General features: G+C 60.5%; 13 protein-coding genes. 5 read left to right on the top strand and 8 right to left on the bottom strand.

From position 1 onward, the window contains the following. Positions 1-58 precede the first annotated feature (58 nt). The 5 genes from NKK52_RS18540 to NKK52_RS18520 form a co-directional block, all read right to left on the bottom strand. On the bottom strand, positions 59-1,174 hold the full coding sequence (locus NKK52_RS18540) for a hypothetical protein (RefSeq protein WP_023683445.1): 1,116 nt from the start codon (positions 1,172-1,174) through the stop codon (positions 59-61). Continuing rightward, the gene (locus tag NKK52_RS18535) at positions 1,171-1,899 is read right to left on the bottom strand and encodes a N5-glutamine methyltransferase family protein (protein ID WP_023683444.1); all 729 of its coding nucleotides are present in this window, start codon (positions 1,897-1,899) and stop codon (positions 1,171-1,173) included. The genes NKK52_RS18540 and NKK52_RS18535 overlap by 4 nt, the downstream gene beginning before the upstream one ends. A gap of 169 nt (positions 1,900-2,068) precedes the next feature. Beyond that, positions 2,069-3,175: a glycosyltransferase gene (locus tag NKK52_RS18530; protein ID WP_023683443.1), complete on the bottom strand. Its 1,107-nt coding sequence runs from the start codon at positions 3,173-3,175 to the stop codon at positions 2,069-2,071. Between the two features lies 1 nt (position 3,176). After that, positions 3,177-4,775, bottom strand: coding sequence for a GumC family protein (locus tag NKK52_RS18525; RefSeq protein ID WP_031204038.1), 1,599 nt, complete (start codon positions 4,773-4,775; stop codon positions 3,177-3,179). A gap of 218 nt (positions 4,776-4,993) precedes the next feature. Beyond that, positions 4,994-6,253 carry a VpsF family polysaccharide biosynthesis protein gene (locus NKK52_RS18520; protein WP_023683442.1) on the bottom strand — a complete coding sequence of 420 codons (1,260 nt, stop codon included), beginning with the start codon at positions 6,251-6,253 and terminating at the stop codon, positions 4,994-4,996. 227 nt (positions 6,254-6,480) lie between these two features. On the opposite strand from NKK52_RS18520, the gene NKK52_RS18515 reads away from it, so the two are divergent. Next, complete coding sequence (locus NKK52_RS18515; protein ID WP_156939268.1) at positions 6,481-7,686, top strand: acyltransferase family protein; 1,206 nt, start codon at positions 6,481-6,483, stop codon at positions 7,684-7,686. 42 nt (positions 7,687-7,728) lie between these two features. Here NKK52_RS18515 and NKK52_RS18510 read toward each other — a convergent pair whose 3' ends face one another. After that, the gene (locus tag NKK52_RS18510; RefSeq protein WP_245263090.1) at positions 7,729-9,024 is read right to left on the bottom strand and encodes a glucosamine inositolphosphorylceramide transferase family protein; all 1,296 of its coding nucleotides are present in this window, start codon (positions 9,022-9,024) and stop codon (positions 7,729-7,731) included. A 353-nt stretch (positions 9,025-9,377) separates the two neighbouring features. Between NKK52_RS18510 and wecB the strand changes: the two genes are divergently transcribed. From wecB to NKK52_RS18495, 3 genes are read left to right on the top strand one after another with little or no spacing between them, the layout of a single operon-like run. Further along, on the top strand, positions 9,378-10,532 hold the full coding sequence (wecB, locus tag NKK52_RS18505) for a non-hydrolyzing UDP-N-acetylglucosamine 2-epimerase (protein ID WP_023683438.1): 1,155 nt from the start codon (positions 9,378-9,380) through the stop codon (positions 10,530-10,532). Further along, positions 10,525-11,862: a UDP-N-acetyl-D-mannosamine dehydrogenase gene (gene wecC / locus NKK52_RS18500; RefSeq protein ID WP_023683437.1), complete on the top strand. Its 1,338-nt coding sequence runs from the start codon at positions 10,525-10,527 to the stop codon at positions 11,860-11,862. Before wecB ends, wecC begins: the two co-directional genes overlap by 8 nt. Beyond that, positions 11,859-12,662: a WecB/TagA/CpsF family glycosyltransferase gene (locus NKK52_RS18495; RefSeq protein WP_023713989.1), complete on the top strand. Its 804-nt coding sequence runs from the start codon at positions 11,859-11,861 to the stop codon at positions 12,660-12,662. The genes wecC and NKK52_RS18495 overlap by 4 nt, the downstream gene beginning before the upstream one ends. A 40-nt stretch (positions 12,663-12,702) precedes the next feature. On the opposite strand, the gene NKK52_RS18490 is transcribed toward NKK52_RS18495, so the two are convergent. After that, entirely contained in the window at positions 12,703-14,142 is a 1,440-nt protein-coding gene (locus NKK52_RS18490; protein ID WP_023683435.1) for a lipopolysaccharide biosynthesis protein, read from the bottom strand. Between the two features lie 168 nt (positions 14,143-14,310). Between NKK52_RS18490 and NKK52_RS18485 the strand changes: the two genes are divergently transcribed. Then, complete coding sequence (locus tag NKK52_RS18485; protein ID WP_031197598.1) at positions 14,311-15,429, top strand: glycosyltransferase; 1,119 nt, start codon at positions 14,311-14,313, stop codon at positions 15,427-15,429. An 18-nt stretch (positions 15,430-15,447) separates the two neighbouring features. On the opposite strand, the gene asnB is transcribed toward NKK52_RS18485, so the two are convergent. Then, positions 15,448-17,337 (bottom strand): asparagine synthase (glutamine-hydrolyzing), encoded by a 1,890-nt coding sequence (gene asnB / locus NKK52_RS18480; protein ID WP_023713988.1) that lies wholly within the window; start codon positions 17,335-17,337, stop codon positions 15,448-15,450. Positions 17,338-17,536: the final 199 nt, after the last annotated feature.

Raw genomic sequence — 17,536 nt, 5'->3', positions numbered from 1 at the left:
ATGCCATTCCGGACGGAAACCGCGCACCCTTTCCTGGAATTGCTCTAGGCGGAACGCTTCAGGTGAAGCGGCCGCCGATCAACTGGCTCCACTGCTCGCCCGCAAGCCCGTTCAGAAAGACCTGCGCGTTCTTCATGGCATCGAGAAGCTCGGGATCGCGTGAATGCACGACGGTCGAGGCGACCGGTATGAAGGCTATGCGTCTTACAAGCATGGCGTCCAGAAGCGCGGGCTGAACGCGGCCGCGCAAGCCGGAGACACCGCGCCGGGCGGCATGCTCGACCAGGCAATCGATCACCGGCCCGGCCTGGCCGGGAAGAGCGAGGACCTGCAGCACGCGGCCGATCCCGTCCGGTCGAGCGTAGTAGGCGAAAGCGCCGACATTGGCGCCGTTCGGCGATGCCACCGACACGCAGACAAGCTCTCCGAAATCCGGCTTTTGCGCCGCATCGCCCAGAATATGGTCGAGCTGACCTTCCGCCCACTGCGGACGTAGCGGAAACTGGGCGCAAAGCGGTTCCAGCAGCCCCGCAAAGCTGCCGCTGTCGATCTCGGAGGTCCGAAATGCCCCCCGGCTCGATGCGTTGGCGACGACGCCGGTCCAGCGTCGTTGACCGCCCTCCATTTTGCGAAGGTAGAGCCGGTCGACCATCCGGGCGAGCGGGTTCAACATCCAGGCAAGCTTCATGTGACTGGCAAAAAGGCTGAGCACGAAGGTCGCCGGCCGCATCACGCGAACCCAGTCAAGGCTGTATTGCGGCAGCACAACGCCGCGAAGCCGCGTCCACAGTTTCACGGACGTATCATTGGCGGTTTCGCTGAAGGAGATGTCCTGCGGACCATCGAGGAAGGCCTTCAACAGGCGGGCACCGGCCATCGGATCGGTCTCGTGATCCTCGACCATCAGCGAGCTGCAGATGGCAGCGTAGAGCTGCCGGCCGTTGAATTTCATCGGCAGCGCATGAACGCCGACGAAGCCGGAAACCTGGCCGGCGTCATTGACATGGACAAGCGAACGGAGCCCGCTGCCCCAGTCGGGTGCGTCCAGATAAAACCGCCTCATGTAATCGACGAGGGAGGCCGGCGCTGGCCCCCGCTTCTTGCGCAGCATGCGTTGAAACATGCCCGCGACGGCCGCAAGGTCGGCCTGATCGAGGGCGCGGACGACGCTCACGCCGGGCTCCCGGTTCCGGGAACCCGGCCACCATGTTTGCGCGCCATGGCGACACGGGGCTGGCCGTCGGCCGTCACGGCAAAGGTTGGGGTTTCGTAGGATTTCGTTCTCGATAAAAGGGTTGCTATCTGCCGATCTTGACCTTCGCCGAACTCAAATAGCAGCCATCCGCCTGGCTTGAGGAAAGCTGCGGCATCCCGGACCAGCCTTTGGAGGATCGAAATACCGTAAGGGCCGCCGTCGAAAGCTTCCCGAGGTTCGTTCTCCAACAGATGCGCGCTTTCGCTATCGAGACGGGATGAGGAAATATAGGGCGGGTTGCACACAACCATGTCGGCAGCGCCGCGGAGGCCGTCACCCTCGATCGCGGCAAATAGGTCGCCTTGCCGGACCTTGATCCTGTCCTGCCGGGCGAGGCGCACAACATTGCGGCGGGCAAGCGAAACCGTGCTGTCGGTCAGGTCCGCCGCCCATGCCCGAGCCCGAGGACATCCGCTGACGATGCCCACGGCAAGATTGCCGCTGCCGCAGCACATGTCGATCAGGATCGTTTCGTGCGCCTGTTCGCCAAGAATGGCCGCGGCCGTCCGGCCAAGCAGTTCCGTTTCGGCTCGCGGCACCAGGACGTCAGGCGCGAGTTCCAGCTCAACCCGCATGAAGCGGTGCAATCGCGGCCAATTGCGATCGTTTGCACGGCCGGCAGGAAGGCTGTGATGCTGCGGCAAGGAAAATCCCTATCCTGAGGATAAAACGCGGGTTCCCTGTTGTTACCAACTCCGGGTAAATTGATGTTAAAGATCATGATTGGATTGGGAGTAACCGGCCTATGTTGGCGGCGTCCTGTCCCATCAATGGCGAATTCCTGTGCCGCCGCAAGCCGATCCATGCGCTAATTCAGAGCAACGCCTCGTACCGGTCTCCGATCTTTTCAATTTCGAAATCCGCCGCCCTGCTTTTCAGGATCGCGGCGGTTGTCGGCTGGTCGAGCATTCTGGCCATCGCCACTGCCAGAGCCGCGGCATCGCCGACCGGCACCAGGGCGCCGAAGCGGCCGTCATCAAGTATTTCGCGCGGGCCGTGCGGCGCGTCCGTGGAGACCACCGGAATCCCCGCTGCCATGGCCTCGACCAGAACATTGCCGAAGCCCTCGCTGGTCGATGATAGGACGAACAAGTCAGCTACTGCGTAGCAGGCCGCCGGATCATTGACATAGCCCGCAAACAGAACGTCTGCGCCGATACCGGATTCTTCGGCATAGGCGCGCAGCTCGTCGGCCAGCGGACCCTCGCCGAAGATGACAAGCCGGGCCCGGCGGCCGGCGCGCAGCACAGCGAAGGCCCGCAGCAACGTCCAATGATCCTTAACCGGCACCAGGCGTCCGGCGGTGATGATGACGGGGCCGTCGCCCATCGCCGCGAGCTCTGCCTGCCAGGCGTAGGAGCGTTGCTGGGATGCCGCAGCCGGCGGCAGCGGGTTGTTGATGACCACGACCTTGGATTTCGGGAAGCCTCGGGCCACAAGATCGCCGCCGACACCCTCAGAAACCGCGATGGCCCTGGTGGCGCGGGCCGCAACCAGGGCCGAAAGCCAGACCGCCATTTTCGCGCCAAGGCTGCCGGAAGGCAATGAGGCGGCGGCGTGGAAACTCGGGAAGAACCGCGCCCTGCTTCGCGCGAGGGAAAGCGCCAGCGCCACGACCAGATTGGCGAATTCCGGGGCGCTGTAGATCGCGTCGGGAGAAAGGCGGCCAAGCAGGCCCGCGCTTCGCACGATGCCTTTCAATGTCGCCCACTTGCCATAACCCTCGCCGCGAATGGGGAGGCCGAAATCGACCAGATGCACGGCAGGCGAAAGCAGGGCGGCATTGGGCCCCTGCGCGTTCCAGGTAAAAAGCGTGACGTTGTGGCCGCGCGATGCCAGCTCGTTCGCTATCAGGACGAACACACGCTCGGCGCCGCCGCCCCTGAGGCTGGCAATGTGAAAGACAATCCGCTTCGCCATTTCAGGCGCGGCTGGCAATGACATCCGGGCGGTTCGGCGGAAGCCGCATGTCGCGCACGATACCCAGGGTAATGGCGAGCAACATGCCGAGGATCATGCCGCCAATGGCCCCCAGGCCGATCATCACGACGGTGCGCGGGGGCCATGAACGGCCCTTTGGCGGCACTGCGGTGGAAATCACCTGCACATTGGTGCTGTCGATCTGTTCGCGCTCGGTTATCTGGCGTGCCCGCGACAGGAAGCTCTCATAGATAGCCGTCTTCGACGCGGCGTCACGTTCAAGCTCACGCAAGGCGACCTCGGAATCGCTATCCGAGAACACGTTGCCCTTCAAGTCATTCATCTTGGCATTGAGGGAGGCCGACGAGGTTTTGGCGGCATCGAGATTGACCTTCGCCAGGCGCAGGGTGCGCGCGTATTCGGCGCTGAGTTGCGCGCTGACCGTGTTGTACTCCGTCTTCAGCCTGACGATCGACGGATGACGGGGGCCAAAGGTCATCGACTGCGAATCGATCTGCTGGCGCAGGCCGTTGGCCGTTGCGCGCAGCGCCACAAGCGCCTCCGACGTGGCGGGACCGGAATTGGTGCCGTTTGCGCCGGCGGCAAGCAGGGCGTCGTAACTTGCCTGCGCGGCGATGACGCGCGATTGCGTCTCCACGATCTGGCCGTTGAGCTGGGTCATGGTTTGCGAGGAAACAAGCTGCCCATTGCTGGTGGCCAGATTGTGGCTGCGCCTATAGGCTTCGACCTTCTCTTCGGCCGCCTGCACATCGCTCTTGAGCTGGCCCAGCCGCCCGTCCAGCGCCGCCGCGGCACGGCTGGCGCCGGAAGCCTCGGCGCTGGCCAGCTCTTCCTGGAAAGTCTTGACGATATCCTGCGAAATCAGGATCGCCTTGGCGGGGGTTTCCGCCGATACCATCAAGGTCGTGACAAACGACTTTTCATCCGCGATGCTGCCAACCCGTTCCGCCAGGTTCTTCAGGGCGGTAAGCTTTGGGTCGGGTTTGGCGCCGTCCGTCCCTGTGCGGCTTCGGTCCGCGTCGAAGAACTCCGGGTCACTGGCCAGGTCAAGATCGTCTACAACACGTGAAAGCACGCTGCCCGAGGTCAAGATGCGCTCTTTGCTGCGCGCGCTGAGCAGCTGTCCATCGACCTGGGCCGATTGCGGGTAAAGATCATTCGGAACAACCTGAAGATTGGCGGGATTGATGAGGATGTCCGTGGTCACGGTGTAGCGCTGCTTGCTCAGCAGAGCGTAGGCACCGCCGATGATCCCGCCGGCTATTGCCAGCAGGCATACCAGAGCGAGGCCGGCGCGCAGCCAGACAAACAGACGCCCGAAATCGAGTTCGAGAAAGGTTCCGATCTTGTTGAGCGTCACCGTCGTGACGGGCTCGGCTACAGGCGGCGCCACGGGTGCAGGCGACACAGGGGCCGACGCTACAGGGGCCGACGTTACAGCTGGTGCCGCCGCATGTGCCATGATCGGCGCGGTTTGTTGCGGCTTTGGCCTGCTGGCGCGCCGCGCATTTTCGATCCGTTCATAGGGGCTAGTGCCGGCGGCGGCCGCAGCTGGAGGAGGACCGGAAGCGGCGGACATCATGCTAACCCTTTAATATTCAATACGCACAGCCTGCTTTACGGAAACATCGTTAATATTTCATTTTCCAGGCGTGTCAGGCGCGTTCCGGACAGCGATCTATCCACCCTTGGTTGGTGTTCTGCCACGCCCGTCGTAGCCTGGCAAAGCGTGCAGACGTTTCAAATCGAAGGTGCAAGAGGTCGTTGCGAGGGCACCCACAAGGAGCGGGCCTGGCGTCATGTCGCTGTTGATGCTGGTTGGCCTTGAAGCGTGCCGGTTTGGCGCCTATCCGGCTTTCGATAAGCGAGCAACAAGATGACGAGCAGCATGATGTCCGGCGCCTTCGAAGAGAGGGCATTGTTTGACAATGCCGCGAGAATTGATGCGGCCGCTGCGATATGGGCGGCCCGAGGCGTATTGCGCAGGAGCTTGAAAAGGAACCGGAAGAAAGCAAACGCGAAGAGCAAGGCGATCGGCAGGCCGAATAGAAGCGTAAGAACGACCGGCGTGCTTTCGATGAAGGGGAGGTTGAGCTTTTCGTTGACGATCTTCAACAACTCGTTGGGATTCATGCCAAGCAGGATGTCCCTCCATTCAACGAACTTGAATACATCGTAGATCTTGACGCGCGCGTCGTAATTTTGATCAAAGAGCGTGTTGCTGAAGCGGTTCAGCAGCCCCGCCGAAAAGAGTATCGCAATCAGTATGGCGCCACCGGCCAGCGTCAGCATCAGCACCAGGAGTTTGGCCTGGCGTTGATGTCTGAGTGACAAGTCCGGCCAAGGCAGGAACACGAGCAGGAACAGGATCTCGCCGCAAGCGAGCAGCAGGGCGGTGCGCGCGCCCGAAGCGGCCGTGCCGATGAAGAGAATGAAGATGCAAAGCGCACACACCCAGATACGCCACCGCGTCAATGCAACGAAACCTATGGCGGTGGTGCAAAGCGCGCCCAGCGCCAGCGGATGGGCCGACAGTCCGATCGGCCGAAAGTCCAGCTCAACGAGGGGATAGGGCAGGAATCGATGCTGGGTGACGGCCTCGATCGTTCCGATGATGGCGCTGAGGACAATCATGCCGACGATGACATTGCCAAGCGCCCTGCGCACATGGTCACCCAGGGCAAGCATGATCATCGCCGCGGCACAAGAGACCAGATAGGAATCGATTATGAAGCCGGCCGAGCCGGCACGGCCTATCACGAAGAGATAAGGCACCAGCCACAACAGCAGCAGCGAATATAACAATGTCGCCTTGAACAGCCTGACTTCATCGCCTTCGAGCCGAATTGGCCGGGTCGTGGCGATGACGACAAGCAGCAGAAAGATCGCATAGGTCCCGATATGCAGCTTTTCGGGAAACGACCCCCCCTCCGTCGAATAGGACATCACCATATTCATCAACTGCGGCGAGATGGTCGAGCGGAGCAGGAAAGCGAAGGCCGCGAGGAGAAAGAACAGGAGCGTGAGGGCGTCTTGGCGGCTGGCCTGCGCGGTCACGAACTGTTGCTCTGTGGGGGTGACACTCACGATTATCCGACCAGCGTTGCGGCTTGCGATTGAGATGGCAGGGGACGAACGCGCCCCCGGGTACATTTTCCTACACGAACGTAAAGGAATATGGATAACCCGATCTTAACAGTGGCGATGCCCGGCATGGGCCGCCACATGTCAGCTTTGCCGAAAAGCCGGACACCGCTCATTGAGATCTCACCAAAGTGCGCCGCGTGGGAACGAATGCAGGCAATGCACTTGCGCGACATGCATCGGCAGCCGTATTGATGGCGATGCTTTGCACGGCGCCGGACGCGCTGCCTGTGGACGGCACAATGGCATCAGGCGCCGGCAAAGCGCAGGAGATCAAGGTGAAGAAATTCTATTCGATTCAGTATCTTCGCGCCTGCGCCGCCTTGCTGGTTCTGTTCGCACACGCCTTTTCCTATCAGATTGGCGTGGACAATCTGATTATCGTGACGGCGGGCCGCCTGGGCGTCGTTCTGTTCTTTGTCATCAGCGGTTTCATAATGGTCCATATTACGGGAGATGGTCCGTTTTCCGCTGCCACCTTCCTGAAACGCCGAGCAATCCGGATCATCCCCCTTTACTGGCTTTTCACCAGCCTCGCCGCCGTTCTGGCGGCGCTCGCGCCAAGTCTCTTCCAGAAGACCGTCTTTACATGGCCCCACTATCTTCAGTCGCTCCTCTTCATTGTTCACGAAGCGCCTGGACGGGATAGCGCCAGTCCAATCCTCTCACTCGGCTGGACGCTCAATTACGAGGTATTTTTCTATATCGCTTTTGCGGTGTTCGCATTCCTGTCCGTGACCTCGCGCGTATTTGTGCTGACGGTCTTTTTCATTGCGATGTGGATACCCGGGCTGTGGCTGGCTCCCACCAACCCTGTTATCCAGTTCTATCTCAACCCTTCTCCGGTGGCATTCGTAATCGGCATGTGGATAGGGCGGCGCTATTTGGACGGTGATTTCACTTCCGACATACGCCATGCCTGGATATTCGGCGTAATGACCGCTGCAGGCGTGGTGCTTTCATTCGTCGATGACGGTACGCCGCTATTGGGTCAGATCAGCTTCGCGGGACAAGCAATGTGGGCGGCGGGCCTGCTTCATCTCAGCCTCATTCTGGAGCCGAAACTCAAGCACTGGAGCCTTCTCGAGCAGTTGGGCGACGCTTCCTACGCGCTTTATCTGTCGCATATCTTCGTGATCGGCGCTGTGGCGTACCTGGCCAGACGCACCGTCGGATACGAGCATCCGACAACGGTATTGTTGGTGTCGGTGGTCAGCATCGTGGCAGCCTGCCTCGTCAGTCTGGTGATTTACGAGATGATCGAGAAGCCGATTCTTCAGACCCTGAACGGCAGAAGGAAGACGAGAAACACACCGCTTCCTCATATTGCCACGGAGAACAAATAAGCAGGCCACGCAACGGGACGCTCACGGCTTTCAGCGCTTCAGTCAGCCCGCGCTGTCCACGACCTCGACATTGCCGGCGCGGTTAAGCGTATGAATGCCCGTGCGTGCCCATGCCGGACCCGCGCCGATCGGCCGGGGCGAGGCAAAACGGACATCGGACGCGTCGAGTCGCTCAAGCCGCATCAGCCCCAGACCACCGCCATAGGCCCTCGATCCGTTCTGCACCGGCAGCACCAGGGCATCGTCGTGGTGGATAAAGGCGCCGCCCGGCCGGGTGGCCGAATGATCGACGGCAATGGGATTGAGCGGATGGGCGACCCATGGCCCGCGCAGCGAGGGTGCGCAATAGACCGCCATCGTGTCCGACGCGCTGCCGTAGCCGAACCGCTCCGTTCCAACCAGCCAGAAGCGACCGTCGGATTCGAGCAGCGTCGCGTCGTTGAAATCCCTGTCCGCCATCAGCACCGTGTCGCGGACCCAGCGGTCGGGAAACTGCGCGGCGCGATAGAGCACAAGTTCGCGAGCCGAACCACTTTCGGGGATCATGAAAATCTCGCCATCGTGTGCGAACACCTGCGGATACGACAGGTGGTGCGCTTCCTCCAATACAACCCTTGGAACACCGAAAGTGCCATCGTCACCGAGCTCGGCGACGGAAATCACGCCGCGACTCGTCGCGTAGGGAAATTCCTCGACAAACAGATGATGGCGGCGGTCGACCTCGAAGACGAACGGGTCGGCATAGAAGCGTTGGCCATCGTCCGGCAGGACTGTGAACGGTTTGCCGTCGAGTTGCCCGGTTTCGGCGATGCCTGGTCCGTCGATCACCCGATAGGCGACCTGCCAATAGAAGGGGCGTCGTCCCCGCCTGATTTTTTGCACGGCGCGATCGATCAAGGCCCTGCCGAAAAAGGGCACATAGTGTCGAACAAAACTGTCGTTCTTCAGGATCGGCACCGGGTTGTCGCTTACCGGCACAAGCTTGCCCGCAAAGAAGCGGGCGACGGTTTGCATGATCAGCGACATGGCACCGGCGAGCAGGTCGTTGCAGCTTCGAGATAGCCAGAGCCTGTCTGCCAGCATCGGTGTAGCCTGGGCTACGACAACGCCATCGAGGCGAGCGCCAAGTTCAGGCAATTGTCCGCTCGCCAACATTGCGGCAACGCCGGCTGGAAAGCTGGTGCGGCCGCAAAATTCGAGCCTCAGGACTGGCGCGCCTTGCCCCGTTGCGCTGGCAGTGAGATCTATGACGAGGTCCGGAGGGCCGCGATCGATGGGCGGCAGCGGCTCGGACCGGCCCGCCAGCGAGCGACCGAAACGCCGGCTCTCGATCGCCAAGACAGTGTCCAGCCCCCGAGCGGTTGGCGCCGCCGCCGGCGCGTGGCAACTCGAGACCACATAACCTGCCGCATCCAACCGCATGAAAAGCTCATTTTCCCAGCGCCGGGATCCGACGGCGTGGCCGATGATTAAAATATTAGTCAACCCAAGTTATTCTCGTTAAAGCAAAAAATGGCTTGCTCTGGTATCTTTCCCCACAGTTCCTGGCAAGGGTTGCCCAAGGGGGGCTGCGGACTCTAGCGTTAATCATACGTTAATTTTTTTGAATACGAAGGCGGTTCAGGGCGCTATTGTTAGGCTGAAAGCACATGTCAGCCGGGCGCCCACGCTTTCGGTGACCAGGGTCAACCATGAACGCCGTTTCACATCCGAGATTGCCCTCAAGGCGAAAACTGCTGATCGTGTTCGGCACGAGGCCGGAGGCGCTCAAATGTTTTCCGGTGGCGCGCGCCGCGCTTGCCCATCTGGGCTTTACCACGGAAATATGTGTGACGGGCCAGCATCGCGAGATGGTCGATCAGGTCATTGAACTGACGGGCCTGCCGGTGCACTACGATCTCAACATCATGCAGCCAGGTCAGACGTTGTTCGACGTGACCTCGCGCGTGCTTCTCGGAATGGCGGGGGTGCTGGAGAAGGCGAAGCCGGACATCGTCATCGTCCAGGGCGACACAACCACCGCGATGACCGCGGCTCTAGCTGCCTTCTACAAGCGCATTCCGGTTGCCCATATCGAGGCGGGATTGCGCAGCCACAACATCAACTCTCCCTTTCCGGAGGAACTGAACCGTAAGATTGCCGGCAACATCGCCACCTGGCATTTTGCGCCGACCACCGAGGCGCGCGACAATCTCATCGCCGAAGGAAAGGCTGCGAACACCATCTTCGTAACCGGCAATACCGTGATCGACACGCTGCTGCATTTCTCCAGCGAGATCGATGCCGACAAGCTGATGAACGCCGAGCTCGCCGCTCGTTTCCCCTTCATCGATCCGACCAAGAAAATGATCCTCGTCACCGGTCATCGCCGTGAGAATTTCGATGGCGGCATCCAGAGAATCTGCACCGCGCTGAAGGCATTGTCGGCGCGCAGGGATGTGCAGATCATCTACCCGGTCCATCCCAACCCGAATGTGCGCTCCGTGGTCGACGCCGAAATCGGGACGGTGCCGAACATCCACCTGATCGACCCGCAGGACTATTTGCCATTCCTGTACCTGCAGAAACAGAGCTACCTGGTGTTGACCGACAGCGGCGGCGTGCAGGAAGAGGCGCCTTCACTCGGCAAGCCGGTGCTGGTGATGCGGGAAAACACGGAGCGACCCGAAGGGATCGCCGCTGGTACTGCCCGGCTGGTCGGCACCGATATCGAAAAAATTCTGGCCAATGCCAATAGCCTGCTCGATGATGAGAGCGTCTATCGCGGCATGGCGGAGAGGCACAACCCATACGGCGATGGCCAAGCTGCGAGCCGGATCGTTGAGGAATTGCTGAATCATGGCTGAAATCAAAACCGTTTCCGTTATCGGCATGGGCTATATCGGCCTGCCGACCTGTGCCATTTTTGCCAGCCGCGGACTCGATGTCATCGGTGTCGATGTGAACGAGGCGGTGGTCGCGAAGGTCAACCGCGGCGAAATTCACATCATCGAACCGGACCTGGATGGTTTGATCCAGAAAGTCGTCGCCAATGGCAAGCTCAAGGCATTCAGCACGCCTCAGCCGGCCGATGCCTATATTATCGCCGTTCCAACTCCGATCACCCCGGACCGCAAGCCGGATGTCAGCTACGTGCTTGCGGCAGCGCGAAGCATCGCTCCGGTGCTAAAACGGGACGACCTGGTGGTGCTGGAATCAACATCGCCGGTCGGCACGACGCGCGTCATGACAGCGCTGCTCGCGGAACTGCGACCCGATCTCAAATTTCCCGTCGCGCATGGCGAGGAAGCTGACGTCCTGGTCGCCTACTCTCCCGAGCGCGTGCTGCCGGGAAAGGTGCTGACCGAGCTGATCAACAATGATCGCTCGATCGGCGGACTGTCCCGAAAGTCTTCGGAGCGGACAGCGGCACTCTATTCAAGCTTCGTCGCCGGCGACCTGTTCATAACCCAGGCCGAAAGCGCGGAACTGGTTAAGCTGACCGAAAATGCGTTCCGCGATGTCAATATCGCCTTCGCCAATGAGCTTGCGGCGGTGTGCCAGGATCTGTCGCTCAATGTCTGGGAGGTAATCGATCTCGCCAACCGGCATCCTCGCGTGAACATCCTGCAGCCGAGCCCGGGCGTGGGCGGCCACTGCATTGCGATCGATCCGTATTTTATCATCGACGCCGCACCGAACAATACGCGGCTGATCAGTTCGGCACGGCGCATCAATTCCGAGCGACCCTTGTCGGTGGTCAGGGACATCGAGGCATTGCTCGACCCGACCCGCAAGCAGACGATCGCCTGTCTTGGCCTCAGCTTCAAACCCAATATCGACGATATGCGCGAGAGCCCGGCTGTCGAGGTTGTTAAGCTTCTGTCCAAGATTCCCAATATCAAGATCGTCGCTGCCGAGCCCAATGCGCGTCAGTTGCCACACGAGCTCGAGGGCAGCGGCGTCATGTTCACCGATGCACTTTCCGCTATTGACCAATCCGATATCGTCGTCCTGCTGGTCGACCATCGACAATTCAATCTGATCGATCCCGAAGCGCTCAAGGACAAGAAGCTCGTCGACACACGGGGCCTGTGGACCTGGCGCAAGGCGCGCAAGCCCGACGCCCGCATCGAAGGCAAGAAATCCGAAATGGAACGCTCGCAGTCTCTCGCTCGCACCGGAGAAGCGGCATGAACTCGCATGACCCGGCATGGGCGCAACACTCTCTATTGGCATCACGCCGCCGCGAGTTTCTCGGTGCGACCATCCATGCGCTGACCATGGCCGAGACGCTGGCCATCGCAGACGAGGCGATGGCGACGCGGCGACCGCTTCATCATGTTGTCGTGAACGTCGCCAAGCTTGTGAACATGCGCAAGAATGCCGAACTGCGCGAGGATGTCGTCGGGGCGGATATGGTCAATGTCGACGGCAAAGGCGTGCTTTGGGGCGCGCGGCTCTGCGGCGTCGAGTTGCCGGAGCGTGTGACCGGCGTCGACGTCATGATCAACCTGCTTGCGCTGTGCGCCAGGCGTGGCTATCGCCCCTACCTTCTGGGCGCTGAACAGCACATTCTCGACGCAGTTGAAAGCCGACTTGCCAGAGATCATCCGAGCCTGGCCATTGCCGGCCGGCGCAATGGGTATTTCAAGGCGGAGGAAGAGGCCGCGATCGTCGAGGCCATCAACGCTTCAGGTGCCGACTGTCTGTTTGTGGCGATGCCGACGCCGAGCAAGGAGCGCTTTCTCAAGCGCTATCGCGACGTACTCGCTCCGAGTTTCGTCATGGGCGTGGGCGGCAGCTTCGACGTCTATGGTGGAAAGGTCGCCCGGGCACCGAGACTGGTTCAGGCGGCGGGCCTGGAGTGGCTGTTTCGCGTGGCGCAGGAGCCGCGACGCTTGTGGCGCCGCTACTACGATACCAACACCGCCTATGCACTGCTGCTGTGGCGTGAGTTCTGGTCTCGCCGGGGACGCCGAAACGTCAATCCGTAGGCTCGCGACTTTCAGACAAGCATGCCTCATAGCGCGGGATTTATGCGATCCGGAGCCGTACCCTTAGCTTGCCGATGAACTGCGTCACGGCCGCGGGGTGAAACAACCAGGTCAGTCCCAGGAAAGCCGCAGCGCCGGCGACACCGCCCGCCGCGAGCGGAAAGATCGCCGGCATATTGCCCAGCCCAGTGCTGGCAAGGCTGGCGGCCAGTCCGGTGCAGATAGAAATGATGACCGAGACAGCGATGTCGCGCCAGGGAACCGGCACCGGCGTGAGCCTCTCGGCGATGACGATGCAGGCTGCAAGACCTGCCAGCGATCCGCCCGCCAACGCCAACGCCGCGCCAACCTCCGCCATGGTGGGGATCAACAGAAAAGACAGTGAAATCGTTGCCACCGAGCCGAAGGAATTGGCGATGATCAGCAACCACGGCCGCTTATGTGCGTGCACCACGACGCCATAAACGAAGCTTGTGAGATTAGCACATAGAACGCTGAAGGCGATGATCGGAAACAGCAGACCGAAGCGACCATGATATTCCGCGGGCAGCAGGAGTCGCGTGATGTCGCCGCTGAGCGCGATAAGCATTGCTGCGACCGGCAGGCAAAGGCGTATCATCAAGGCCATGAGTTGCGACAACAACCGCCCGGACGCCTCGGATCCCTCTTCGTCGAAGCGGCTGACCACTTCTGGAAATGCGCCCATGTTGATTGCGTTGGCGACCATATCGATCGGCTGCCGAGCCAATGCGTAGGCGGCTGCGAAGACGGCCACCGCGCCGGCATCGTAGTAGAGCTTGAGGAAGACGCGTTCAGCGCTGTTGAGACCGAAACCGACCAGCGCCATGATGACCAGGGGCACGCCGAGGGCAAAAAACTCCTTGTGGGTGAAGCGCGGCGGGCCGCCAATAACGCGCCCGGATGCCACCACGCACGCCACGATGCCGGCAATCAGCACGGCGAGGCTCGAGCCGAGCGATACCGTCAGAAACGAGCGTTGGAAGATAAGGATGGCGGCGATCGGCAAGGCGAGTTGCAGCAGGCCGCGCAGATATTCAAGCATCGAATAGAGGGAATGACGCTGCTGCATTTGCAGCACCGTCAACGCGAACCGGCTGATGGAGCCGGCAATCAGATAGCTGCAGACGGCGATTGCAAATTCGATCCAACGCTCCGGCACGATCACCGCCGAGGCGATCACGGATATGATCAGGGCCAGCACCGTGGTGGCAAGCAATACCTGTCCGGCAAGCATCAGGCTGCCACGGCTGACGTCGCCTTTTCCACCAAGCCGCAGCAAGGCAATGCGCAGCCAGTTGGTAACGGCAACATCCGTCATTTCGCCCACGGTGACCACCAGGGTCAGCAGGCCATACTCGGTCTGGTCGATCAACCGCGTCATGACGACCAGCAGGAGCAGAGCGGAGACCCGCGTCAGCAGAATAGCTGGGCCATAGATGAGCGTGGAACGGAGCAGCAAAGGGTTGTCCCCGGAAAATTTGCCGTCGATTAACCGTTGACCGACGGGAATTCCAGCATGATGACGGCAAAGGGTGAACGGATACAGTTTGAACCAAAAGATTTGTCGTAAACCTTTTTTGGAACGTTTGCTTTACGGTCACCCGGCATCCGCAATCCAAATGGTGTCATGTTGCAGCGTCTCGCCCACAATAGAAAAATACATGTCTTGGTCGCAACGCCCTCGGGCGTTTCGGGACAAGGCGGCATCGACCGGATCATGGGGGCGCTGAAGCAGGAGTTCGAACGGCAAGAGATCGCCGACATCGATCTGCGCTTTCTTTCCAGCCGTGGCCCGGGACATGTCGGGCTTTCGATCTTCTACATGCTTGGTTTTTGCGCGCGGATGCTTGCGGCCCGCCTCGACAGACGCGCCGACGTCATTCACATCAATATATCGGTCTCCGGCAGCACCTATCGCAAGATGATGATCGCCGCCTGCGCCAGGCTGTTGTCGATACCATATGTCCTTCATCTGCATGGGGCGCAGTATCAGACATTCTGGAAAGATGATCATAGTTTTATGAGCCGCCGTATCAGGGCTCTGTTCGAGCATGCCGGCCGGGTGATTGTCCTGGGCGGGCTTTGGCGCGATTTCGTCGCCAGCCGGGCACCGGGGAGCGGCGGCAATATTGTCATCGTTCCCAACGCCACGGCAGTTCCTTCCCTGGCGCATGTCGGCGGAGGCGATCACGTGCACATCCTGTTCCTCGGCCGCATCGGCGAGCGAAAGGGCGTGCCGCAGTTGGGCGAGGCGCTGGAGCGGATGAAACATCTCAGGGGTTGGCGTGCCACGATCGCCGGCGATGGTGAGGTCGAGCCGGCACGAGCGAGGTCGGTCGCTCTAGGGATTGCCGACCGTATTGCTTTTCCGGGCTGGGTGGGACCTGACGAGGTCGCATCACTGATCGCTTCGGCCGATATTCTGGTGCTCCCCTCGTTCGCCGAAAATCTGCCAATGTCGGTGATCGAAGGCATGGCGGCCGGCCTGGCTGTCGTGGCCACCCCGGTTGGCGCGGTCGAGGACATCATCACCCACGAACAATCCGGTCTGTTGGTGCCGCCCGGCGATGTGGCGGCGTTGACCGAGGCGTTAACTCGGCTGGTCGAGGATACGGCGCTGCGCGCGCGGCTTGGCGCCGCCGCCATGGCGGTGCACCGGGAAAGGCTTGAGCTTGCACCGTTTGTCGACGCGATCTGCGATGTCTGGAGATCGGTCGCGTCCGAGGCGCGATCGGTCAAGCGCTGACGCTGTCCTTCATTGTCGTCACTGCGGCGGGCCAAGCGCGAATTCGCGGTGGAATATCTCCAGGTTCAAAAGCGCCCATATCAGTTTTTCGTGGTCCGCGGCGCGCTCGGCGTGCTCCCTGACAATCTGGTCCAGCTTCTTGGCGCTCAAATAGCTACGGATGACCGAATGGGACGAACACAGATGGTCCCGTACATAATCGCTCATCGGCCCGCGGAACCATTCGGCGACGGGCACCTTGAAGCCGATCTTTGGGCGGTTGAGGACCTCGTCGGGAACCATGCCGGCCATGCAGTCGCGCAGGATCTGTTTGCTGTGCAGGAGGCCCAGCCTGTAACGATCGGGCAGTTGGCTGACGAAGGAAACCAGATCGCGATCAAGGAATGGCATTCGCCCCTCGATTGAACCGGCCATCATCACTCGGTCGCCCCGTTCCAAGAGGTTGTCGGGCAACCACGATGTCTGATCAAAAAACAACACACGGCGCAGATGAGATTCCGTCACACTCGAAGAGAACGGGAAATCGTTGCAGTCATGGCCGCAAGTGGCCAACCCACCGAGGAGCGAATCGCGTTCCCGCGCCGTCATGGCTCCAAACCAGGAGATCATCCGGGTGGCAAAGTCCCGTTCACCCGCGCTTCGGGCAAATATGTCGAACTTGGCCGATGCGCCGGGCAATGCGCGCATCAAAGGGGCGAGGAGATTGTTGTGAAGCGACGCTGGAACAAGTGACCGGTAGACACCCGCCAGAGACTCTGCGCGATGTTTGGGGTAGCCGCCGAGAATCTCGTCCGCCCCTTCGCCCGTAAGCACCATCTTGACGTCCCGCGAGGCTCGAACCGACATCAGGTAAATTGGAATGTCCGTACTTTGTGAAACAGGTGCCCCCCGATGGCGGACCATCTTGGGCAGATGAGTCATCAGGTCATCCGCCTGGATGACGATTTCGCAATGATCGGTATTGAAATGATCGGCGACGCGCCGGGCGAATGGAAGCTCGCTGTAAGCCTGTTCGCTGAAACCGACCGAAAACGTACGAATGGGGTTGTCGCTGTGCCTGGTCATCAGGGCAACGATTGCCGACGAGTCGAGCCCCCCGGATAGAAAGGCGCCAAACGGCGCATCACTGCGCATCCTGATCTCGACAGAACGGTCGAGCAATTCCAGAAATCGTCGCTTGGCGGTTCCTGGATCGATATCCGCTGTCAGATCGGTGTGATCCGGGGGCGCATAATAGCGCGTTTCCGTTACTTCCCCTTGCGACCACACAGCGTAGCTTCCCGGGTTGAGCTTGCGGATCTGTTTGAAAAGCGTCCGCGGTCCAGGCACGTAACGCCAGGTCAGATACTCGCGCACTCCATCCAGATCGAGCTGCTGGCCATCTGGCTGCGCAGACAACAACGCGCTGATCTCCGAGGCAAACGAGAGCAAATTTCTGCCTTGCATGAGGTAAAGGGGTTTTTTTCCAAAGGGGTCGCGGGCGAGGATCAATTCGCGCCGTTGAGCGTCCCACAGCGCAAAAGCGAACATCCCGCTCAATCGGTCGAACATGGCCAGGCGCCACTGGTCATAAGCCCTGAGCAGCACTTCCGTGTCGGAGCGTGTGCGAAAACGGTGACCGAGACCGATCAACTCCTCACGCAGCTCGATGTAGTTGTATATTTCGCCGTTGAAAATAATCCGGAGCCGTCCGTCCTCGGTCTGCATCGGCTGATTTGAATCGGCGTTTAAGTCAATAATCGCCAGGCGGCGATGCACCAATGCCAACTGGTCCTCGCCTGTATTCAGGTCCAAGAGTTCGATGCCTTCGGCATCGGGACCACGATGCTGCAAGGCATTCGACATCCCGACGGCCCGATCTTGTGGCTTCTCGACCCTGCGCCCAATCCAGCCGGCAATTCCGCACATTCTTTCCCTTGGCCCTTTTTCCCTTGTTTGCGTATGATTGAGGACACCAATCTACAGCGAATATATTAAATAGCTGCTCGGTGGAGTGATTTTAAAACTGAGCCTGATTTGGTTCGATCAGGCCCTCTCGGCTGCAACTGAGACGACAGTCCTTGGGTTTCCACGCGATTGATCGCCAGCAACAAGGCAGACCGCTCGA

Source organism: Mesorhizobium sp. C277A, from assembly GCF_040324395.1.
GTDB lineage: Bacteria > Pseudomonadota > Alphaproteobacteria > Rhizobiales > Rhizobiaceae > Mesorhizobium.
Note: the sequence above shows the minus strand (reverse complement) of the source record. Positions and strands in the feature narration are given on the sequence as shown.